This window comes from Providencia sp. PROV109, from assembly GCF_033681625.1.
GTDB lineage: Bacteria > Pseudomonadota > Gammaproteobacteria > Enterobacterales > Enterobacteriaceae > Providencia > Providencia hangzhouensis.
The window spans coordinates 1,060,841-1,083,665 of record NZ_CP096320.1 but is presented as its reverse complement, the minus strand read 5'-3'; the positions used below and the strand labels follow the sequence as shown (position 1 = coordinate 1,083,665).

General features: G+C 40.8%; 20 protein-coding genes and 1 pseudogene. 12 read left to right on the top strand and 9 right to left on the bottom strand.

What is annotated here, in order from left to right:
• Positions 1 to 39 precede the first annotated feature (39 nt).
• Both mreC and M1F25_RS04880 read right to left on the bottom strand, forming a co-directional pair.
• On the bottom strand, positions 40 to 1,008 hold the full coding sequence (gene mreC, locus M1F25_RS04885) for a rod shape-determining protein MreC (RefSeq protein ID WP_004258388.1): 969 nt from the start codon (positions 1,006 to 1,008) through the stop codon (positions 40 to 42).
• A gap of 84 nt (positions 1,009 to 1,092) precedes the next feature.
• The gene (locus tag M1F25_RS04880; protein WP_004908213.1) at positions 1,093 to 2,136 is read right to left on the bottom strand and encodes a rod shape-determining protein; all 1,044 of its coding nucleotides are present in this window, start codon (positions 2,134 to 2,136) and stop codon (positions 1,093 to 1,095) included.
• A 603-nt stretch (positions 2,137 to 2,739) separates the two neighbouring features.
• Here M1F25_RS04880 and M1F25_RS04875 point away from each other — a divergent pair.
• The 9 genes from M1F25_RS04875 (at position 2,740) to fis (ending at position 10,823) form a co-directional block, all read left to right on the top strand.
• On the top strand, positions 2,740 to 3,720 hold the full coding sequence (locus M1F25_RS04875) for an oxidoreductase (protein ID WP_094961507.1): 981 nt from the start codon (positions 2,740 to 2,742) through the stop codon (positions 3,718 to 3,720).
• 235 nt (positions 3,721 to 3,955) lie between these two features.
• Positions 3,956 to 4,420, top strand: coding sequence for a type II 3-dehydroquinate dehydratase (aroQ, locus tag M1F25_RS04870; RefSeq protein WP_004258402.1), 465 nt, complete (start codon positions 3,956 to 3,958; stop codon positions 4,418 to 4,420).
• An 18-nt stretch (positions 4,421 to 4,438) separates the two neighbouring features.
• A complete protein-coding gene (gene accB, locus M1F25_RS04865) occupies positions 4,439 to 4,909 on the top strand; it encodes an acetyl-CoA carboxylase biotin carboxyl carrier protein (RefSeq protein WP_004258405.1) in 471 nt (156 codons plus the stop codon).
• Between the two features lie 12 nt (positions 4,910 to 4,921).
• Positions 4,922 to 6,268: an acetyl-CoA carboxylase biotin carboxylase subunit gene (accC, locus tag M1F25_RS04860; RefSeq protein ID WP_004258411.1), complete on the top strand. Its 1,347-nt coding sequence runs from the start codon at positions 4,922 to 4,924 to the stop codon at positions 6,266 to 6,268.
• 174 nt (positions 6,269 to 6,442) lie between these two features.
• Positions 6,443 to 6,685, top strand: coding sequence for a DUF997 family protein (locus tag M1F25_RS04855; RefSeq protein ID WP_004258419.1), 243 nt, complete (start codon positions 6,443 to 6,445; stop codon positions 6,683 to 6,685).
• A complete protein-coding gene (panF, locus tag M1F25_RS04850) occupies positions 6,675 to 8,135 on the top strand; it encodes a sodium/pantothenate symporter (RefSeq protein WP_036958029.1) in 1,461 nt (486 codons plus the stop codon). Before M1F25_RS04855 ends, panF begins: the two co-directional genes overlap by 11 nt.
• A 198-nt stretch (positions 8,136 to 8,333) precedes the next feature.
• Positions 8,334 to 9,218: a 50S ribosomal protein L11 methyltransferase gene (gene prmA / locus M1F25_RS04845; RefSeq protein ID WP_181489378.1), complete on the top strand. Its 885-nt coding sequence runs from the start codon at positions 8,334 to 8,336 to the stop codon at positions 9,216 to 9,218.
• 317 nt (positions 9,219 to 9,535) lie between these two features.
• Positions 9,536 to 10,519: a tRNA dihydrouridine synthase DusB gene (dusB, locus tag M1F25_RS04840; protein ID WP_004258432.1), complete on the top strand. Its 984-nt coding sequence runs from the start codon at positions 9,536 to 9,538 to the stop codon at positions 10,517 to 10,519.
• 7 nt (positions 10,520 to 10,526) lie between these two features.
• The gene (fis, locus tag M1F25_RS04835; RefSeq protein ID WP_004258438.1) at positions 10,527 to 10,823 is read left to right on the top strand and encodes a DNA-binding transcriptional regulator Fis; all 297 of its coding nucleotides are present in this window, start codon (positions 10,527 to 10,529) and stop codon (positions 10,821 to 10,823) included.
• 78 nt (positions 10,824 to 10,901) lie between these two features.
• Here the strand turns inward: fis and M1F25_RS04830 are convergent, their stop codons facing one another.
• Positions 10,902 to 12,458, bottom strand: coding sequence for a methyl-accepting chemotaxis protein (locus M1F25_RS04830; RefSeq protein ID WP_094961487.1), 1,557 nt, complete (start codon positions 12,456 to 12,458; stop codon positions 10,902 to 10,904).
• A 470-nt stretch (positions 12,459 to 12,928) separates the two neighbouring features.
• Between M1F25_RS04830 and M1F25_RS04825 the strand changes: the two genes are divergently transcribed.
• Positions 12,929 to 15,064, top strand: coding sequence for a TonB-dependent receptor (locus M1F25_RS04825; protein WP_232368723.1), 2,136 nt, complete (start codon positions 12,929 to 12,931; stop codon positions 15,062 to 15,064).
• Complete coding sequence (locus M1F25_RS04820; protein WP_141240674.1) at positions 15,061 to 16,062, top strand: energy transducer TonB; 1,002 nt, start codon at positions 15,061 to 15,063, stop codon at positions 16,060 to 16,062. Before M1F25_RS04825 ends, M1F25_RS04820 begins: the two co-directional genes overlap by 4 nt.
• 91 nt (positions 16,063 to 16,153) lie before the next feature.
• Here M1F25_RS04820 and M1F25_RS04815 read toward each other — a convergent pair whose 3' ends face one another.
• A complete protein-coding gene (locus M1F25_RS04815; RefSeq protein WP_318836608.1) occupies positions 16,154 to 16,387 on the bottom strand; it encodes a hypothetical protein in 234 nt (77 codons plus the stop codon).
• On the opposite strand from M1F25_RS04815, the gene M1F25_RS04810 reads away from it, so the two are divergent.
• The gene (locus M1F25_RS04810) at positions 16,381 to 17,634 is read left to right on the top strand and encodes an IS256 family transposase (RefSeq protein ID WP_135536280.1); all 1,254 of its coding nucleotides are present in this window, start codon (positions 16,381 to 16,383) and stop codon (positions 17,632 to 17,634) included. The genes M1F25_RS04815 and M1F25_RS04810 overlap by 7 nt on opposite strands.
• Here M1F25_RS04810 and M1F25_RS04805 read toward each other — a convergent pair.
• From M1F25_RS04805 to M1F25_RS04785, 5 genes and pseudogenes are all read right to left on the bottom strand, one after another.
• On the bottom strand, positions 17,614 to 18,789 hold the full coding sequence (locus tag M1F25_RS04805; RefSeq protein ID WP_318836609.1) for an aromatic amino acid transporter: 1,176 nt from the start codon (positions 18,787 to 18,789) through the stop codon (positions 17,614 to 17,616). The genes M1F25_RS04810 and M1F25_RS04805 overlap by 21 nt on opposite strands.
• Before the next feature lie 63 nt (positions 18,790 to 18,852).
• Positions 18,853 to 20,246 (bottom strand): annotated as a pseudogene (locus M1F25_RS04800) (tryptophanase).
• 533 nt (positions 20,247 to 20,779) lie between these two features.
• On the bottom strand, positions 20,780 to 21,436 hold the full coding sequence (locus M1F25_RS04795) for a DUF799 domain-containing protein (RefSeq protein ID WP_094961484.1): 657 nt from the start codon (positions 21,434 to 21,436) through the stop codon (positions 20,780 to 20,782).
• On the bottom strand, positions 21,433 to 21,786 hold the full coding sequence (locus tag M1F25_RS04790) for a DUF4810 domain-containing protein (protein ID WP_094961483.1): 354 nt from the start codon (positions 21,784 to 21,786) through the stop codon (positions 21,433 to 21,435). The genes M1F25_RS04795 and M1F25_RS04790 overlap by 4 nt, the downstream gene beginning before the upstream one ends.
• A 9-nt stretch (positions 21,787 to 21,795) precedes the next feature.
• On the bottom strand, positions 21,796 to 22,470 hold the full coding sequence (locus tag M1F25_RS04785) for a CsgG/HfaB family protein (RefSeq protein ID WP_094961482.1): 675 nt from the start codon (positions 22,468 to 22,470) through the stop codon (positions 21,796 to 21,798).
• Positions 22,471 to 22,825: the final 355 nt, after the last annotated feature.

Genomic DNA, 22,825 nt, shown 5'->3' with positions numbered 1-22,825 from the left:
TTTACTCTCTTGCCCATAACCATACTGTGTTTCCTCTACTTATGGTTGTGACGTCGGAGCCATTGATGGTGGCAATGGAGGCCCCTGAATTTCATTCGGATTAGGTAACACTTGCGGCAATACTTTCATTAATCGTTCATTTGCTGCACGATAAACTTCCGAAGGCTGTAGTGGCGTTTTAGGGTCGCTATCATTTCCCCATAGTAGCAGAAGGTAGCGTAAACGCTGCAATTCGGCACTCGGCTTCGCGCTGATAATAGTATAAGCACGTTGTGTGTCGTGTTTTACGGCAGAGACCACCCCTACAGGATAACCTTCGGGGAAACGCCCTCCTAACCCTGACGTGACAAGGACATCACCAACACGAATATCGGTATTTTCAGGCAACGGTTCTAATTGGATATCATCAGCACATCCAGAGCCTGCAGCAATAACACGGACATCATTACGTAATACTTGTACTGGCAGTGCATGGGTAGTGTCGCAAATTAACAGAACACGGCTATTAAAGTTACTAACCCCAACCACTTGACCAACTACGCCTTTATCACTAATAACGGGCTGCCCTTCATAAACGCCTTCATTGCTGCCCTTGTCTATAACCACTTGGTCACGATATGGCGTATTCGCGCCTGAAATAACTTGAGTGACCATCATGTGTTCATCTTGACGAAGTGGCGAACCAAGTAACTCCCTTAACCGCGCATTTTCCTGCTTAAGTTGTTCTAAAAGCAAGTTGTCCGCTTTTTTCAGTAATAGCTCTTGGCGTAAGGCTTTATTTTCGAATTGCAATTGTTCTCTTGAAGAGAAGCTTTCGGAGATATTATCTAGAAATTGACGTGGGCCATTGGCTAAAAAATAGAATGGGCTAACCGCCGTGTCTAAGTAGTTACGGACTTTATTGAAAGGCTCAAAGCGATGGTCAATCACCACCAGTACAAGTGCAATGATTACCGCAATAAAAATGCGTAGCTGTAGGGATGGACCTCGCCTAAAAATTGGCTTCATGTGTGGCTAAGTTTCACTAATGTCAGAGGAACAAAAAATAGTCAAAACAGTTGGGGACAGCCCCAACTGTTTCTAAAAGGCCATTTAGTCTTCGCTAAACAGGTCGCCACCGTGCATATCAATCATTTCTAACGCTTTACCGCCACCACGAGCGACACAAGTTAGAGGATCTTCAGCAACGATAACTGGGATACCAGTTTCTTCCATCAATAAGCGATCTAAATTACGAAGAAGCGCGCCACCACCGGTTAAGACCATACCGCGCTCTGAGATATCTGAGGCCAGTTCAGGAGGACACTGTTCAAGTGCTAGCATGACTGCGCTGACAATTCCTGTAAGCGGTTCTTGCAATGCTTCTAAAATTTCATTGGAGTTCATCTTAAATCCGCGTGGCACACCTTCCGCAAGGTTACGACCGCGAACTTCAATCTCGTAAACTTCATCTGTTGGGAATGCAGAGCCAATTCCATGCTTGATGCGTTCTGCTGTCGCTTCACCTATCAGTGAGCCATAGTTACGACGTACATAGTTAATGATGGACTCATCGAAACGGTCACCACCAATGCGTACAGATGAAGAGTAAACAACGCCATTTAACGAAATAACAGCGACTTCTGTAGTACCACCACCAATATCAACAACCATTGAGCCTGTTGCTTCTGATACAGGTAACCCGGCACCAATTGCTGCGGCCATAGGTTCTTCAATTAAGAAGACTTCCCGTGCGCCCGCACTTAACGCTGACTCACGAATGGCTTTACGTTCAACTTGTGTTGCACCAACAGGGACACAAACAAGGACTCGCGGACTTGGGCGTAAAAAACTGTTGCTATGAACTTGTTTGATGAAGTGTTGCAACATTTTTTCAGTCAGGAAAAAGTCGGCGATAACACCGTCTTTCATTGGCCTGATTGCCGAAATATTACCTGGTGTACGTCCCAGCATCTGCTTCGCTTCACCACCGACAGCAGCAACGCTTTTTGGCGATCCAGAGCGGTCTTGACGAATAGCAACTACAGAGGGTTCATTTAATTTTACGCCTTGTCCTTTGACATAAATAAGGGTATTGGCCGTACCCAAGTCAATAGACAAGTCATTAGAAAACATGCCACGAAATTTTTTAAACATAACGAAAGAGTTATCCTGCAAGCTGGGGACGAATTTAAACCCGTCTACTCTACCAACCACTTGAAGCGGTCTCAAGGCGTTAATGAGCTGCTTCTAAAATATGGTTAATTCATCTATTTTTCACGTACCGTACTGTACATGCTTCTTATCTAAACGAAGCAGATAAAAACCCCAAAAACAGATATTAATTGTATTATTTACCTACAGGATAAAAACACACAAAAAAACACCTATTCTTTGGTTGTTATATACTCCATCTTTTTCTTCCCAGTGTGACAAGTTATTATGGCAACAAGTTCAAATATTATTTAGTTCTTTTTATTATTGCTACACACTGGCTATTTCCAATACAAATTGGGTGAATTCGCTGAGTGTTCGCTCTATTATCTACCAGAAACGCGGCAAATTTATGTCAATATGCAAAATGAATCCGTCAAGATGCGATATTTTGCATGATAAAAGCCTATTTATGCCAGAAAAAAATAAATTTTTACAAATTAATTACAATATTAATAGCTTAAATACTGTTACTACGTCAATGAAATACACTCAAATTTTAGTCATTTTCAAAATACATATTTAATCATTATATAGGAGTGAAAGATGAAAGCTCTCGTCCTACAACAAACTGACGAAAAAATCGTCTCTGGCATTCAACCATTAACTACAGAAATGCTTCCAGCCGGAGATATTATAGTCGATATTTATTGGTCTACACTTAATTATAAAGATGCATTAGCTATTTGTGGAAAAGCGGGCGTTGTTCGCCAATACCCGATGGTACCCGGTATCGATTTTTCAGGTGTGATCCACCACAGTGAAGACCCTCGTTTCCAAGTTGGCCAACATGTACTACTGACTGGATGGGGGGTGGGTGAAACGCATTGGGGCGGGTTAGCCTCTCAAGCAAGAGTCCCCGCAAAGTATTTAACCCCTCTTCCAGAAAATTTGTCCTTAAAACAAGCGATGGTTATTGGCACCGCCGGCTTTACAGCAATGCTTTGCGTAAATGCCCTAGAAGAAGCTGGTGTGACTCCTGATAAAGGCGAAGTCATCGTAAGTGGTGCAAGCGGTGGTGTAGGTAGTACTGCCGTGCAATTACTCTCTTTATTAGGTTATGAGGTTGTCGCGATTTCAGGTCGTGAAGAAAACAGCAGCTACCTGCAAAGTTTAGGTGCCAAGAGGGTATTACCTCGTAGTGATTTCACTCATCCTGCTAAACCATTAGACAAACAGTTGTGGGCGGGTGCGATTGATACAGTAGGTGGTGAATTACTCGCTAATCTTCTTGCGCAAACACACTATAATGGGACTGTTGCCGCCTGCGGCTTAGCGGGTGGCTTCGACTTACCAACCAGTGTCATGCCATTTATTTTACGTAATGTCCGCCTACAAGGTGTAGATTCGGTTTACTACCCTGCCGTAAATCGCCCTAAAGTATGGCAACGACTCGCGGAACTTCTACCTCCGTCTTTCTATGAGCAAGTCAGCAATGAGATTAAATTAGAAGATTCTGTCGAATATGCAAAAAAACTCTTAAAAAATGAAGTGACTGGGCGTACGCTAGTTAACCTGCGAGGTTAGTCACCAATTTATTGCGGTACTTTCGCCTAAATAGGGATTACCGCACATTTTCTAAAATAAATTCGGGTATTTTCTCTGATAAGACCAGTATTTTGCTGCTATATGTCACGAAATAATTATAATGACGAACCTTGTCAGTAGAAAATCCATTTATTTTTATGATAAAAGATGACAAACGCTTAGCATCGCGTTATGTTGTCGGGCTATTGATAATATCGTCGGAGGTAGCAGCATAATGGCAGAAGATATTCACATTTTACTCTTGAATGGGCCAAACCTAAACCTGCTAGGTACACGGGAACCCGATAAATACGGCAACCAAACTCTTGCCGATATCGTATCCAAGCTGGAGTCAGAGGCTAGCCAGTTAGGGGTAAAATTGAGTCATTTTCAGTCAAACGCAGAATTTGAACTAATCGATAAAATTCATGCTGCACGTCATGATGTTGATTTTATTCTCATCAATCCGGCTGCATTCACACATACCAGTGTTGCACTACGTGATGCATTACTCGCGGTGAGTATCCCGTTTATCGAGATCCACTTGTCTAATGTGCACGCTAGGGAATCATTTCGCCAACATTCTTATTTCTCCGATAAAGCAATCGGTGTAATTTGTGGTCTAGGTGCTGATGGTTATAGTTTTGCTTTACAGGCAGCGGTTAACCGTCTGCGCCTAATTAATTCAATCCAAATATAAGAGTACGGAATCATATCCATGGATATTCGTAAAATTAAAAAGCTGATCGAGCTGGTCGAAGAGTCTGGCATTTCTGAACTGGAAATTTCTGAAGGTGAAGAGTCAGTACGTATCAGCCGCGTTTCACCTGCTTCCCAGGTTATGGCTGCACCTCAACAATATTACTCTGCACCGGTTGCACAACAACCTGCTCTGGCTAATGCGGTTGCACCATCTGAAGCTATGGTAGCGCCAGCTGCACCTGCTGCAGTTGCAGGTCACCAGGTTCGCTCACCAATGGTCGGTACTTTCTACCGCGCGCCAAGCCCAGAAGCGAAACCATTCGTTGAGATTGGTCAAACGGTCAGCGTTGGTGACCCACTTTGCATCGTTGAAGCGATGAAAATGATGAACCAAATCGAAGCAGATAAAGCAGGCGTTGTTAAAGCCATTCTGTTGCAAAACGGTGATGCAGTAGAATTTGACGAGCCATTAGTTGTCATCGAATAACGAGGCGTTTCCATGCTGGAAAAAATTGTTATTGCTAACCGCGGAGAAATCGCATTACGTATTTTGCGTGCCTGTAAAGAACTCGGCATCAAAACAGTAGCGGTTCACTCTACGGCAGATAGCGATCTAAAACACGTGTTACTGGCTGATGAAACAATTTGTATCGGCCCAGCAGCATCAGCGAAAAGTTACTTAAATATCCCTGCGATTATCTCCGCAGCGGAAATTTCAGGTGCGCAAGCGATTCACCCAGGATATGGTTTCTTGGCTGAAAACGCAGATTTTGCAGAACAAGTTGAAAACTCTGGTTTTGTTTTTATCGGTCCAAAAGCTGAAACCATCCGCCTAATGGGTGATAAAGTTTCTGCAATTAACGCGATGAAAAAAGCCGGTGTACCTTGTGTTCCGGGTTCTGATGGCCCATTAGGGAACGACACTGAAAAAAATAAAGCCATCGCAAAACGTATCGGCTTCCCTGTCATCATCAAAGCATCTGGTGGTGGTGGTGGTCGTGGTATGCGTGTGGTACGCAATGAGAAAGATTTAGAATCTTCGATCAACCTGACACGTGCTGAAGCGAAATCCGCTTTTAATAATGATATGGTTTACATGGAAAAATTCCTTGAAAACCCACGTCATATTGAAATTCAAGTCATGGCTGATGGCCAAGGCCATGCGGTTTACTTGGCTGAGCGTGACTGTTCAATGCAACGTCGCCACCAAAAAGTGGTTGAAGAAGCACCAGCACCGGGTATTACACCTGAAATTCGCCGTAATATCGGTGAGCGCTGTGCTAATGCATGTATTGAAATCGGTTATCGCGGTGCAGGTACCTTCGAATTTTTATTCGAAAACGGTGAGTTCTACTTCATTGAAATGAATACCCGTATTCAAGTTGAACACCCAGTAACTGAAATGATCACTGGTGTAGACTTAATTAAAGAGCAACTGCGTGTTGCCTCTGGGTTACCATTATCTGTGAAGCAAGAAGATATCGTGGTGCATGGCCATGCTGTTGAGTGCCGTATCAACGCAGAAGACCCGAATACTTTCATCCCAAGCCCGGGTAAAATCACCCGTTTCCACTCACCTGGTGGTTTTGGCGTACGTTGGGAATCTCATATTTACGCAGGCTACACTGTACCTCCGTATTATGACTCAATGATTGGTAAATTAATTACCTATGGTGAAACTCGTGAAATCGCTATTTCTCGTATGAAAAATGCGTTAAACGAATTAATCGTCGATGGTATTAAAACCAATATTGAATTGCACCAAATGATTATGAACGATGAAAACTTCCAAAAAGGTGGAACTAATATCCACTATTTAGAGAAAAAACTGGGTATTGCTGAATAAGTCAGCGATAACCTGTTTAACTTATCGTCAATCGATACCGTAACGCCCTGCGTTGCGGTATTTTTTTGTGTTAAATACGCTTTAGTGCACTTTTCTTCTGGTATTTTTCACACTCAGTCCACAGATTATCGTACAATTGCTGATTATTTTTATGGGAATGAAGGGGAATAACGGGTGGATAAACGTTTTCTTCAATCAAATAAAGAAGCGCGCTGGTCATTTTATTTGACTATCGCCTATCTGGTCGGCTGGGTTATTAGTGCCTACCTACCGGACAACACGCTTGGAATTACAGGGCTACCACTGTGGTTTGAATGGTCTTGTCTCATCTTACCCATCATTTTTATTTTGCTCTGCATTATGATGGTTAAACTGATTTTTAAAGACATCTCTTTGGAGGAGAATGATGCAGATTGAAGTTCTCCTGCCTCTCGTCGGCTACCTAGCTCTCGTCTTTTTGCTATCCATTTATGCATATAAAAAACGAACAAAAGGCGAGTTTTTAAATGAATACTTTTTAGGTAATCGTTCAATGGGCGGCTTTGTCCTTGCGATGACCATCACAGCAACCTATATCAGTGCGAGTTCTTTTATTGGAGGACCGGGAGCTGCCTATAAATATGGCCTAGGTTGGGTGCTATTGGCGATGATCCAACTCCCCGCGATTTGGCTTTCCCTCGGCGTGCTAGGTAAAAAATTTGCTATTTTGGCGCGTCGCTATAATGCCGTTACACTCAACGATATGCTGTATGCACGCTACCAAAGTCGGTTTTTAGTGTGGTTTGCCAGTGTTAGCCTACTCATTGCCTTTTTTGGCGCGATGACAGTGCAATTTATTGGTGGTGCGCGCTTATTAGAAACAGCAGCAGGTATTCCATATACTTACGGGTTAATAATTTTTGGGGTATCTATCGCACTCTATACCGCAATTGGTGGGTTTAGAGCCAGCGTCCTGAATGACGCACTGCAAGGCCTAGTGATGCTTTTAGGTACGGTGATCCTGCTGGTTGCAATTATTTACCATGCAGGTGGTTTACCCGCAGCCATAGAAAAAATGCATACCATAGACCCAAAATTGGTTTCGCCTGAAGGTGCAGATGACATTTTAAGCGGGCCATTTTTAGCTTCGTTTTGGGTTTTAGTCTGTTTTGGGGTGATTGGTTTACCTCATACTGCGGTACGTTGTATTTCATATAAAGACAGTAAAGCAGTTCATCGAGGTATTATTTTGGGAACCATCGTCATGGCGATACTGATGTTTGGTATGCACTTTGCGGGAGCTCTCGGTCGTGCAATTTTACCTGACCTCACAATCCCAGACCAAGTGATCCCTACTTTGATGGTACAAGTTCTACCACCATTTGCAGCGGGAATTTTCTTAGCGGCACCGATGGCCGCAATTATGTCAACGATCAACGCACAACTACTACAGTCCTCGGCAACCATCGTAAAAGATATCTATCTGAATACCATGCCAACACAAATCAAAAATGAAAAGCGTCTTGCACGGATCTCTAGCCTTTCCACTTTGGTCTTAGGTGCATTGCTTTTAGTTGCAGCATGGAACCCGCCTCAGATGATTATCTGGCTGAATTTACTGGCTTTTGGTGGTTTAGAAGCTGTTTTCTTGTGGCCATTAGTCCTCGGGCTCTACTGGGAAAAAGCCAATGGAACAGGTGCTATCAGTGGTATGGTCATCGGAGGCGTCAGTTATGCCATATTGGCAAGTTTTAAAATTGAAATCATGGGCTTTCACGCTATCGTCCCATCACTGATTTTTAGTCTTATTGCCTTCCTTCTAGGTAATCTTTTTGGCAAAAATCCAGTACAATCACCAGCAAACGAACAGGTAACTAGCACTCACTGATTCCTATCTACTGATAGGTGAATTTGGCGTTACCTAATGTAAATGAACAAATGCAATGCTCTAGATAATTCGCGTCATAGATAGGCGGCAAACGAGCTAATCCCTAGGAGCATACACCAGTATGTAACTAGGGTTAGTGATCGCAGCCAACAACGCTATGGCGTGAAGCATGACGAGCATTTTAGAAGAGAAAAAACAATGCCTTGGATACAAATAAGACTAAACTCAACCGCAAAAGATGCCGAAGCCCTTGGCGATGAGTTAATCGAAAGCGGTGCAGTGTCTGTCACCTTTCAAGACAGCCACGATACTCCTGTTTTTGAGCCGCTTCCGGGGGAAACGCGTCTTTGGGGTGACACCGATGTTATTGGTCTATATGACGCAGAAACCGACATGAAACTTGTCGTTGCTCAACTAGAAAATAGTCCTCTATTGAGTGCAGGTTTTATCCATAAAATCGAACAATTAGAAGACAAAGATTGGGAAAGAGAATGGATGGATAACTTTCATCCGATGCGCTTTGGGGAACGCTTGTGGATCTGCCCAAGTTGGCGCGATGTGCCCGATCCAACGGCAGTCAACGTAATGTTAGATCCTGGCCTCGCTTTTGGTACTGGCACGCATCCAACCACCTCATTGTGCCTCCAATGGTTAGATGGCCTTGATCTAGAAGGTAAAACAGTGATCGATTTTGGTTGCGGATCTGGGATTTTAGCGATCGCCGCATTAAAATTAGGTGCCGCTCATGCGATCGGGATCGACATCGACCCTCAAGCTATCACTGCAAGCCGCGATAATGCGCAACGTAACGGTGTTTCAGAGCGTTTATCTCTATACCTACCAAAAGACCAGCCTAATGACTTACAAGCTGATGTCGTGGTTGCTAACATCCTTGCTGGCCCATTGCGTGAGCTCGCCCCGATGATTAGCGTGCTACCCCGCCCAGGTGGGTTATTAGGTCTTTCTGGCGTGCTCGCCACTCAAGCAGAAGGAGTGGCTGACGCTTATCGTTCAACTTTTGAAATCGACCCTGTTGCTGAAAAAGAAGAATGGTGCAGGATTACGGGTGTCAAGCATTTTTAATGAGTTTTTTTATTAAAATTAGAGAATAATTTCTTTGAAAACAACGCCAGAATAGATTATCTTATAGCTCAAATATTGCTCAATAGCTGGCGATAATCTGTTCTGCACGAGATTTGAACAGCACAACAGTTATTTTAATAAATCGTTATAATACCTACTTAACTATTTGTTAAATATAACTAATTTTATAATTGCAAAGATGCAAGATAAAAAAATTAGTGATAAATAACCGTTTGCTCAAAGTTTGTCCTTTCATATCTCGTAAAAAATGCGTAATATACGCGCCCTTGCAGTCACAGTATGGCCCCCATTTAGTTATGCGAATCGGACAATATCAGTTGAGAAACTGTCTTATTGCTGCCCCCATGGCAGGCATTACAGATAAACCGTTTAGGTCGCTCTGTTATGACATGGGTGCTGGGATGACAGTATCAGAGATGCTTTCTTCTAATCCTCAAGTTTGGAAGACCGACAAATCTAGACTCAGAATGGTTCATCGCGATGAACTTGGGGTTCGTTCCGTGCAAATAGCTGGCAATGATCCCGATGAAATGGCTGCCGCGGCTCAAATCAACGTTGAGAGTGGCGCTCAAATCATCGATATCAACATGGGCTGTCCAGCTAAAAAAGTGAATCGTAAGCTTGCAGGCTCTGCACTACTACGCTATCCAGACATCGTTAAATCGATTCTTGAAGGTGTCGTCAAAGCAGTGGATGTGCCTGTCACCCTTAAGATCCGCACAGGCTGGTCACCTGAAGAGCGAAACTGCATAGAGATTGCCAAATTGGCCGAAGATTGCGGCATTCAAGCTCTCACTATTCATGGCAGAACTAGAGCCTGTCTGTTTAATGGGGAAGCTGAATATGACAATATTCGGGCAGTTAAGCAGACTGTTACCATTCCGGTTATTGCCAATGGCGACATTACTGACCCGCTAAAAGCCAGAGCTGTTTTAGACTACACAGGGGCGGATGCCTTGATGGTAGGCAGAGCGGCTCAGGGAAGACCCTGGATCTTCCGGGAAATCCAGCATTATCTGGACACAGGTGAAATATTGCCACCAATGCCAATGGCAGAGGTCAAGCGTATTATGCTAGCGCATGTACAGGAATTGCACGACTTTTACGGTCAAGGCAAAGGAGCCCGTATAGCGCGCAAACATGTTTCTTGGTACTTAAAAGAACATGCACCTGATGACCAGTTTCGGCGCTCATTCAACACCATTGAGGATGCCAGCGAACAGCTGGAGGTGTTGGAGGCATTTTTTGAAAATTTTTGCGTAAATAAAGATAAGAGCTGACAGAACTATGTTCGAACAACGCGTAAATTCTGACGTACTAACCGTTGCTACTGTAAATTCACAAGATCAAGTAACTCAAAAACCGTTACGTGACTCAGTTAAGCAAGCACTGAAGAACTATTTTGCTCAATTAAATAATCAAGATGTTAATGATTTATATGAGCTGGTATTGGCTGAAGTAGAACAGCCTTTGTTGGACATGGTTATGCAATATACCCGTGGAAACCAGACCCGTGCAGCCCTGATGATGGGTATCAACCGCGGCACTCTGCGTAAGAAACTGAAAAAATACGGCATGAACTAATCCTAGTCGGTTAATGCAGTGTTTTTGTGAGCCCTCACTGTGATGCAGTGAGGGCTTTTTATTTGCAAAAATAATGTGCTAGACCGTTTGTATGGATAAATTGAACTGCTGAACCGCTTGTTGTAATTCTTGCGTTTGCCCCGCTAATGAACTAGCTGCAGTTGCCACTTGTTCAACTAAAGAGGCATTTTGCTGTGTAACGCCGTCCATCTGTGTAATCGCGACTCCAACTTGGGCTATTCCTTTGCTCTGCTCTTCTGAAGCCACGGTGATTTGCTCCATAATTGCTGTTACCTCATTAATTCCCTGTAAGATATTCTCCATCGTTTTTCCCATTTCATTCACCAAACCCGTTCCTTTCTGAACGCAAGCTCCTGAATCGGCAATTAGTCGTTCAATTTCCATCGCGGCTTCCGCACTGTGGCTCGCTAACTTGCGCACTTCCGCAGCGACTACCATAAAACCGCGTCCATGCACACCAGCACGAGCCGCTTCGATAGACGCATTGAGCGCTAAGATATTCGTTTGAAAACTAATATCGTTAATCATGTTGATAATATCTGCTATTTTTTGTGAGCTTTGGGAGATTTCAGTCATGGTCACGACAACAGAATCAACAATGCTATTCCCTTTATTAGCGACCACGAACGCTTCGCCTACTAATTGATTAGCTTGGTGTGTGTTTTCCATATTCAGTTGAACTGCAGCGGTAATTTCCTCCATACTCGCAGCCGTCTCTTCTAAAGCGGCGGCCTGCTCTTCTGTTCGAGATGAAAGATCGCTATTACCGTTTGAAATCTCACTTGCCCCCAGATAAATATTTTCACTTCCTTGTCGGATTGTATTGACCGATTCACTTAAATCTTTTCTCATCCCTTCAAGTATTGGAAATAATTTTCCTACACAGCTATTTCCGAACGGCTGTACAGGATGGCTTAAATCCCCTTTCGCAATTTGAGTAAAATGTTGCCTCAGTAGCCCTAATGGTTTTTGCATCATCTCTGCCATATAGCGATCCGTAAAAATGAGCATGAAGATCCCTAATATTGCAGTGACGATCATGACCACTTGTGTAATATCTATCACGCTATCGACATTCTGCCGAGTATGGCTGATCAATTCATCAGCCGTCTGATTAAATTGCTGAATTGAAGCGCCAAAAGCTCGGCTTAATGCAGGTGTTACATTATGGGCATGCGCTAAATATTTGTCCGAATCGTTGTCCATACTCAATGCGAGTTGAGGCGTGACGCCATCATCTAGCAGTGATTGCCAATTATTGATCACCAAATCTGATACTTCAGGATCCATCGGTCCAGGAGAAATCGACTTCATTTGCTCTAAATATTTCCCCATATTGGACATCGCTTCTTTTACAGGGGCATAATCCACATCTTTCCCTTGGCTTTTACTTTCCATGACTCTAGTTAGTCGTGTGACAAAACGAAAATACTGATCATTTCCTTGACTAAGGACGGTCATTTGTTGCACCAATTGCCTATCAATATCATTTCCATCAGCAATACGTGATAATGACCAACCACTGTATACATTCGTTCCCCCCAAGATCAGACACAAAATACTTAATAATACGAAGACCACAGTGCGAATTGAGTAATTTCGAAGTTTCTGCATAGAATTTCTCTTTTGGTGGGATAATCTGACAATATTTAACTTTATCGGCGCTATAGAAAAATATTTTAATCCCTAGATTTGATTAACCAGCACTCGATATAGGTAAAAATACTTACATTTCAAGAGGGTTACTATTTGATTTTGGGAATCAGAGAAAATTAAAAATTTGAAATTAATTTGAGTAATTTGAAGTAGATCGCTAAATGAGAGCATCCAACCTGAGTAAATGTCCCCCTATCTCTATTTTCACACCTAACCTAGCGTAAAAGTTACTATCCACTCAGTAAGATATACCGCCTAAGTCAACAATTTATTTCCACTTAAATCAAATAATTAGCCATATTATAAATTGTTTTAAATTAATTGATCTTGAAATCAATAATAATATAATAAGATTGATTATCATTTGCATTATCATTACAAAGGGCAAGCCTACTCCAATGAAAAACATTTCCTCCGTTGGAAACAATATGGTTAAATTTAAGCCAAGTTTTATTTGTTTCATTATTTTATCAACACTTTCTTTTACGACACATGCAGCCAATAAAGAACTTGAATCACCACAACTTCAAGAAACAACTGATGCTATTGAGCTACAAGATAGTTATGCACGACCTGACTATGTTGAAATAGAACGTTTACGAGACACCAAACAAATTATTGTTATTTCAAAAGAAGATATTCAAGGCAAAGGAAACCGCACAATCTCTGATGTGCTTAAATCCGTTCCTGGTATTAGTGTCGATACCTCTGGACAAGGTAATATTGACTTGCGGGGACAAGGGGCTGAAACCTCACAACGTAATCTACAAGTGTTACTTGATGGGGCTCCAATTACCACATTAGCAAATCACCCTTATACCACTAACTACGATATTATTCCCGTTGAACAACTTGAGCGTATTGAAATCATTCCCGGTGGCGGAAGCGTTATTTACGGCTCAGGGACTGCAGGTGGAGTCATTAATATAACGTCAAACCTGAGAAGTATGGCTAATCCCAAAACAAGTGTTTTATCTGAATGGAACTCAGAAGGATATCGCTTAAATGCTAATTTGGGAGCTCGGGTGAGTGATACCTTTTCAATTTTAGGTACTGCCAGTAAACTAAACCGTGATCTTTACTATAAAGATACCTACCGTAATTCAGAATATTATTCACTAGGCGGTAGATGGGATCTGACTCCAGATCAAAGCCTCATGTTGAGAGGAAGTCATCTCACTGAAAGTTCTCAGTACGTAAAAACGCTCACATCACGTAATATCAAAAAGTATGGTAAAGACTACGTTCCACCAGACAAAACCGTCACTGTCGGTATTGATGAGAATGGTAAACTAATTAAAAAAACGATCAGTGGTTATTTGATCGGTGACCGCGAAGTCGATAGCTATAATTTAAGTTACCAAAATGCATTTACGGAAAAACTCAATTTTGCTACAGATGTTTTCTACACTGATGGTTTTTATACTAATAATGCCAACTGGGAACAAAAAGTTAATCAAAAAAGCCACGGAACAAAAATCAAATTAGATATCGGCTATCTCGATGATAGCAATCTACTTTTTGGCGTAGATTATGCCAAACAAAAGGCTTCTATTCATTATATTGGGAGCTATAAAAAAGATAGTAAAGGCCGATATTATGGGGTTCCTCATAATTTTGATTATGATAAAACAACAAAGGCAATTTATGCTCTTAACAGTCTTAAATCAGATCAATTTGTATTTACTCAAGGGTTGAGACGTGAATTGTCGGAATGGTCATTTGATAAAAGTGGCACAGTAAATGGGTCTGGCACTTCAGACCGTTGGAATACGGCAGCTGAACTTTCTCTTGCTTACCTTTATCGCGATACTGGCCGAATTTATGGGCGATATGAACGAGGCTACACCCTTCCCGATGGCTTGCAAATCAGCGACCAATCTGTCGTTAATGGTGAGAAAATTTATACTCCGACTAAGGCCGAAGATGAGAAATATGACTTATTTGAGGTCGGTTTAAGAGATAAATTAGCATTTAGTACTGTCAATATCACATTCTGGACATCTAATACGAATAACCAGCTAAATCGTATTTATCTCACTAGTGTCAATGATGCTAAGACAATGAATTTGTTGAAAACTCGCCGTTGGGGAGCCGATGTTGACTTCCAACAAACGCTCGGTAATTTCACCTTCCAAGAATCATATTCATGGCTCAGAGGACGTTCTGATTATAACAATCATGGCCGCCAGTTTTTGGAAGAAAACGGCAAAAATACCATTGATTACACGAAAAGTGGTTTAACTAAAGTGCCAGAGCACTCCGTTAAACTAAAAGTAAAATACGATTTTACCGATGATTTATCGGGAGACATTCAGTATACCTATTATGGTTCGTACAATAATTTCCTTTCTGATGCCAATAAAGAAGAAGATGGCGTAGTTAAATCACGTGAACTCATTGACCTCAGTGTTCGTTACGCGCCGATTGAACACATCGAATTATATGGCGGGGTCACTAACTTAATGAACAAAACTTACTACGACTATGTTACCGCAGGTTATGGCTCATTAATTCCTGGAAATGAGCGCTCATTTTTTGCAGGCATTAAAGCTACCTATTGATTAAAACAGGAAATGTTTCAGTGACTATAAACCCGTTTTTTCGTTATAAACTTGCTTTAGCACTGTCACTCGTTATCCATATTATTGCCATTATGTTTATCGCCCTACAAACAGGTAGGGCGATACCTATAGTCGAGGGTATGGAAACGATAACTCTATCTCTAGGGGGACAAATGGGCTCCTCAGGGGGCACAGGAGAGCAGAGCAATAAAAAACAAGTGCAATCACATGAAGTTATATCAGAATCCCCTTCAAAGGCTGAAGCTGCTTCCCAACAGAAGCAGATGAGCAAGTCTCAACCTAATGAAAGTAAAATACCTTCAAAAACTCAACTTAAAAATTCATTGATTCCTGTGAATATTCCCGTTGATAACACGGTTGAATCGCCTTTACTCACACAAAAAACAAAAGAAAAAACAAAACCGGAAATCAGTCAGTCCGTACAAGGGAAAAAGCCAAAAGAACAAAGTAAGCTACTGAACAATAACACTAAAAATAACACAGAAAATCAACTTATTGCCAATAAGATAAACCATGAAACGCAGCAAGGCTCACAAGAAGCAGCTAAAGAAATACCACCCCATTCAGCTGCTGAAAATCAATCTTCCACAAACCCATCAGCTTCAGAAAGTGGTCAAAGTGGTAAAGGGAATAATAGATTATCTGGTAATAGCCAATTTGCTGCTAATGGTGATGGCAGCTATACCGCACTCGGTTCGAGTGGTATTTCCTATACAATTTTACAGGATGCGGCTCCTAGGTATCCGAAAGAGGCTCGTTCCTTAGGCTATACAAAAGTTGTTAAAGTGCAAATTCGGTTATTAGTTGGATTAGATGGTCAAATTGAATCCGTTGAAATACTAAATAACAAAATTCCTGATTTAGGTTTTAGAGAAGAAGCGGTTAAAGCAATTAAAAAAATGGCCTTTAAACCCATTATTTATCAAGGTCAAAATATTAAAATGTACTTTAAAAAAACCGTTATATTTCAATATTAGCCTACAATCCGCCATATCGTTGGATAGAAAAAAGGTACAGCGAACCCTCACTGTACCTTTTCAGTTATTTTACAGCTTGTATTTTGAAAAATTAACGGTATATCGGTAACAAATTAAACTGCGCTAACAATTGGCAAATAATGCCGACTACTCCAAAGGCGATAACGGCATAGATTAACCCTTTTCCGCCCCACACTTTGAATCTCGAATCAGGAAAACGCTGAGCTATAGTCATTTGTGGTGTATGAGGGGAAAAGAGGGTGGCGTATCCTGTTGATTGTTTCCTCCAAGAAATAATTAACAGTAGAGCGATACGCCATGACAAATATTACCCTGAATGTTCTTTCACAACCAGATGAAACTGGCACTGATGTGCTAACTGCTTTATTGCGTAATGGTGCTCGTCAGCTCATTGCGCAAGCAGTTGAAGTAGAGCTGCAGCAACTGCTGCAAGCTCATGAAGAACTGCGTTTACCCGATGGCCGCAAAGCTGTGGTGCGTAACGGCTATTTGCCTGAGCGCAGCATCCAAACGGGCATTGGCGATGTTGATATCAAGGTGCCAAAAGTGCGTGATCGTAGCGGCTCTGGTATTCGTTTTACCAGCGCACTGCTACCGCCATACCTCAAGCGTGCCCGCAGCGTTGAAGAGTTATTACCGTGGCTGTATCTCAAAGGTATTTCCACTGGAGACTACCAAGAAGCCCTTGCAGCCTTGCTGGGTGAGAATGCCAAAGGTCTGTCAGCTAACACCATTTCCAGGCTCAAGGAACGCTGGATTGATGAGCACCGAGAGTGGCGACAGCGCGATTTGAGTGACAAGCGCTACGCGTACCTTTGGGTTGACGGTATTTACAGCAACGTCCGCCTCGATGACCGTTTGTGCTTGCTGGTGGTGATGGGCGTGACAGAGCATGGCCGCAAGGAACTGATTGCTGTTGAAGAAGGCTATCGCGAGTCCGAAGCCAGCTGGCTTGAGCTGCTGAATGGCCTGGTTGCGCGTGGGCTTACGACCTGCCCAAAGCTGGCAACAGCTGACGGCGCTCTGGGCTTCTGGAAGGCTCTGAGCAAAGTATACCCGCAGACCAAACAGCAACGTTGCTGGGTGCATAAGACGGCCAATGTGCTCAACAAACTGCCCAAGGCAGTGCAACCCAAAGTAAAAGAAGCACTGCATGATATCTGGATGGCAGAGACGCGTGAGAAGGCTCATAAAGCCTTTGATATAGCGCTGGAAAGGTTTACTGCTAAGTACCCACGCGCAATGGAATGCTTAGCTAAAGACCGTGAGAGCATGTTGGCTTTCTACGATTTTCCAGCAGAACATTGGGTGAGTATACGCACCACCAACCCAATTGAATCTGCCTTCGCTACAGTACGTTTAAGAACCAGCAAAACCCGCAACTGCGGTTCAAGAAACACAACCCTAGCAATGGTTTATAAATTGCTGCAATCAGCGCAGAAGCGCTGGAACCGCCTGAAAGGATTTCAACTGCTAACCCTCGTGGTCAATAACGTTAAATTCCAAGACGGCGAACAAGTAATGGAGCAGTCAGACAGGAAAACCGCCTGATGCTCGTACACCAGATTTGACCATAACTCGAAAACGCTCTCTTACCTTTAATGCCATAACTGCAGGGCAAATAATCGCCCAGATACATGCAGCCATGCCTGCATATGCTATTGCGATTAAAAAACCATTTGGGAATAACATGCAAAGAATAAGAGGAGGCAAGAAGCATAATAATGCAGATTTCATTCTACCTGATGGGTTGTCCTTAAAATTCAACGAAGCAAGAATGTAATCAAATAACCCAATTGCAACACCTAAGAATGAACAAAATACAGCACTAATAGAGAACCACAGTAAGAATGTCGCAATATTTTTGCTATTCAGTACCGCATATAGTGATTCAATAAAAGCATCTAAATTACCACCTTTATTAATTATTGTTAAAAACTCTGCCCGCGGCAGATTTCCCATTGTCCCCATGATCCAGAGAAAATAGAGCACCAATGCCAATACACAACCGATAACACAACTTTTAACGACCTTTCTTTCATTCTCATGATACAGCTTATACAAGCTACAAACATTCCCATGATAACCAAAAGAAGTAATTGCATAAGGAATAATAATAAAAACAAAAGGTAATAACGCTGTTTGTCCTCCTTCAACGGGGGAAGTTAATAGTAAATCTGTTTTTACGATAAAAAATAAACCGGAGAAAGCTAAAATAAACAGAATTATTTTAATGAATAAAAATAATGATGTTAGACGACTTGCCCCTACGCCACTCCACCAGATGCTCGCACCTAGAATTAATGTAAAAATAATAAATATTAATCTTAAATTAATATTGTATCCGTAAATGGCGGCAGCTTCTTTAATAACTGAACCTGCTGCTGATATATAGGCATAAATTAGTATGTAGAGTACAAATATTAATGCCATATTTGCAATATAGCATGCCCATCTGGGTAATAATTCTTTAGAGATAAAAAAGTAATTCGTTCCTGCTCCATATTTCGATATACATTCTAAAATATAAATCCCTGAATGAAACATAAAAAAGCAAACAACTAACAAGATAACTACAGAGTTAATAAACCAAGCTCCAGCCATAATAGTAGGCAAGCTAAACATCCCCGCCCCAATCATGGCACCGCCTAGCACAAACCCCCCTACCATTATGGAGGGTTCTTTTTTGGCTGCCGAATTATTCATGGTGTTTACCTTAAGAATAAGGATGAGGTTCCCGCATTGCACGGGAACCATACGAGCGACCTATTATTTAATTGGTTTTAATCTAGCAGTAAAGTGTCTTAATACTGGCGGTTCATATTCAAAATCCAGCCCTTTGAGGGTTGCAAATTTATCTTTTAAACCAATCAGAGCATCTGCAATGTAATCCATATGGTCATTGGTATAAACACGTCTTGCAATGGTTAACCGCATAAACTCCATATCTGCGTGTTTTTGCTTACCAGTTTCAGGATCACGCCCTAATAAAAATGAACCAATTTCAACCGCACGGACACCTGATTCTAAATAAAGTGCGTTAATCACCGCTTGCGCAGGGAACTGATCACCAGGAATATGAGGAACCAGCTTTTTACAATCGACAAATACGGCATGTCCCCCTGTAGGATATTGAATTGAAATTCCACCTTCACGTAAGCGGATTTAACTTGGCCAATACGATAATGTAGATATTCTTCTCCAGCCCCTTCTTCAAGACCTTGTACCATTGCAGCCATATCACGACCCGCTAAACCGCCATAGGTTACGAAACCTTCCATTGGTACACAGCGTTGTCTTGCCAACGTAAAGATTTTCTCGTCATTTTTAATACAAACCAACCCACCAATATTTAATAATGGGTCTTTTTTCGCTGACATCGTTAATGCATCAGCATATTTATACATATCAAGAATAATTTCTTTAATAGTCGAGTTTTTATATTTAGGGTCGCGCTCTTTAATAAAATACGCATTTTCACAGAAACGTGCAGAATCCATGACAACAAAGATATTATGCTGTTTAGCTATTTCATAAACTTCTTTCAAATTCGCCATTGATACTGGCTGACCGCCTGCACTATTACAAGTTACAGTAGATACAATTGCGACTACGTTTTCTGCACCATGCTCAGCAATATTATCTTTTAATTTTTGGATATCAAAATTGCCTTTCCAGTCATCGTAAGTATCCGAGTCATAGGCTTTTTCGGTAACAATATTAATTGCTTTACAACCGTTTAATTCAACATGAGCTGCTGTTGTATCAAAGTGGAAATTAGAAATAAAGACCGGTTTTTTAGCTCCACCTTGTTCCTGTTTTACTTTTAATAAAACAGGGAATAACATATTTTCAGCACCACGACCTTGGTGAGCAGGAATGACATAATCATAGTCAAACATCTCTTTCACTTTATCTTTTAAATCATAATAGTTACGAGATCCTGCATATGCCTCATCACCGGTGATCATTGCTGCCCATTGGTGGTCACTCATCGCATTGGTGCCTGAGTCAGTTAATAAATCAATATAAACTGCACTACTTGGTAATAAGAATGGGTTATATCCCGCTTCTTTTAACGCCGCTTCACGTTCTTCTCTTGATGGAATACGGATATTTTCTACCATTTTAATACGGAATGGTTCTACAATTCTTTTAGCCATGATAATACCTTTAATTTTTCATTAAATAATAAATATTAGAGATCTAACCTATAGTTAAATAAGTTAAAAAAATTTTAAGAAAGGAAAAGAGAAAGGTTATTTGTTTGGAAAGAAGAAGGCTAAAGAAATATCAATATTGAACCATTTCTTCATATAGAAGAAATACCTTGATATAAGTGATTCGTTTAACAAGAACATACTATGACTCCTATCAACGAGGAATTAGTACAACCGACTATTATTATATATATAACAGTTGGGTTACCAAAGTAATCGCTATTGTCATAATATTGTACCTATATCACACTATTAGTGAGATAAACTAGAACAACTTGATTCAAGTCACAGTATTAACCCATATATTAAATAAGAGTTTAATATTATTATTTTTAGTTTAATCATCCCAATTAAAAAAACGTATAAACAATGTAAAACGATAATTAAATAAGTTAATTTCACTTAAATAATATTTAACTTAAATAAAATGGGCAAAATATTTTATTCTATTTCGCCCATTATTCAATAATTAATAATTACTGAGCATCTTTACCATATTTAGGCGATCTAGGCCCATATAAGATACCATTAGGCTTACCTGCAGATAATAACCTGACACTTGTTATACCTGCAATTGCATAGCTTTTATCTGTCATTGTATCTACGATTTGGTTAACAACAGCAGATACTAACGCCCCAATAATACCATTTGACGAGGAATTATTTTCAGCACTCGATGCAGTCGCTGAGCCACTCCATAATAACGTTCCTGTTCTAGCGTCAACCAATTTCGCATCCGCAGTGACACGAGTATCACTAGAAATAACCTGATAACTTGTACCGTATTCAGTGATATTCAAGTAAAGTACGGCATCATTACCAAAAATTTCGCGCAATTTTGCAGGTGGAACAGCTTGAATGTCACCTGCATTTGTCATCCCATTTTGCTTAAATGTTTCCTCAACAACAGCAACAGGGAAAACATAGTAGCCAGCCTCAGCTAAAGGAAGAGTCGCTTGTGATAATAAACCATGACTTGCTTGTACTTCTGGTGAACTGTTTTGTGGTAATAGCACCAGAATACTTTTAGGCTTACTTTGATTAAATGCCGTGTAATCAACTTTAGTTGGCTGAGCACATCCCGTTAATAACCATGTCATCACCAATCCGCAGACTATAAGTAAATGTTTCATTTTACTTTTCCTTTATTTTTCATGAGAAAATCCATGTAAGCCGCAGATTCTGGATACAATGCTTTTTCCGCAGTAAATTCTTGCATTGCAAGATCAACCGCTCCAGTTGTTGAATACAATAACCCTAAATGCGCATGCAACCCTGGCGGAGTTGCTAAACCTTTTGCTTTGCTCATTTCCAAATTCTTTTTCAAAGCTTGAATTTGTTCTTGAGGGCCAGTTTCTGTTTGTTGGTAATATTGGTAGACCGTTGTTTGATAACCATCCCAGTTATATAGTGGTTTGGGTTCATTAGCGCAGCCATTTAATAAAATTACGCCGGCTACCATAGCCAATAATTTAATTTTCATCGTATTTCCTTATTTAGCTGGCTGCCATGCACCACTTTCTATACCAGAAACTAAGTTATTTACCGCTTCCCTAATTGCTAAATCTAATACTTTACCATTCAATGTTGAGTCATAACTGGCAGTGCCACCAAAACCAATCACTTCTCTATTTGATAATTCATATTCACCAGCACCTTGTGAAGAAAAGACCACTTCAGATGTTTGAACATTAACAACGTTTAAATTGACTTTGGCGTAAGCGACCTGTGATTTACCACGACCTAAAATACCGAATAACTGGCGATCCCCAACTTCTTTTCGCCCAAATTCAGTAACATCACCAGTAATTACATAAGTTGCACCTTTTAACTGTTGCGACTGACCTTTAATACCAGCTTCTTCTTTAAGTTCTTGCATATTTGCACGGTCTAATACATTAAAACGACCCGTTTGCTGTAAATGTGTCATCAAAATGGTTTTAGATTGATTACCTAAACGATCAACCCCATCAGAGAAAATGCCATTCATATAACTAGAACGATTATCAAATTTCCCTATTGATATTGGGCTTTTTGGGCCTGAATATTGAGTATTATATGTCGCAACTTTTTCTACGGCTAAAGAACGAGAAGATTCTTTAGCACAACCACTTAATAATGCACTTGCAATAAGAATAGATGCAATGCTGATTTTGGATATATTCATTTAGCTATCTCAATTAAAATAAAATTAGAATTAGAATTAATTTTGCATTGCTATTTTGCATTAAATGAAAAGTAGGGTCTAGTCAATCTTACTTATTTTTTATCTGACATTTAGTTTGTTTTTTAATGACTGCAATACTCATAAAGTAACCAAGGTTTACTAATATTTAATCAAATGGTTGATTAAATATTAATACATATATAAAGAATAATTAGCTAGTAATCTTTAATGATGATATTGAATATCATCATCTATAGTTAATACTATATATTATTAACTACATTTCTTTTATTTTTATTATATATTTCTAATTATACAACTTACTTCCATATAATGAGTTAAAATCGTTTAGTTT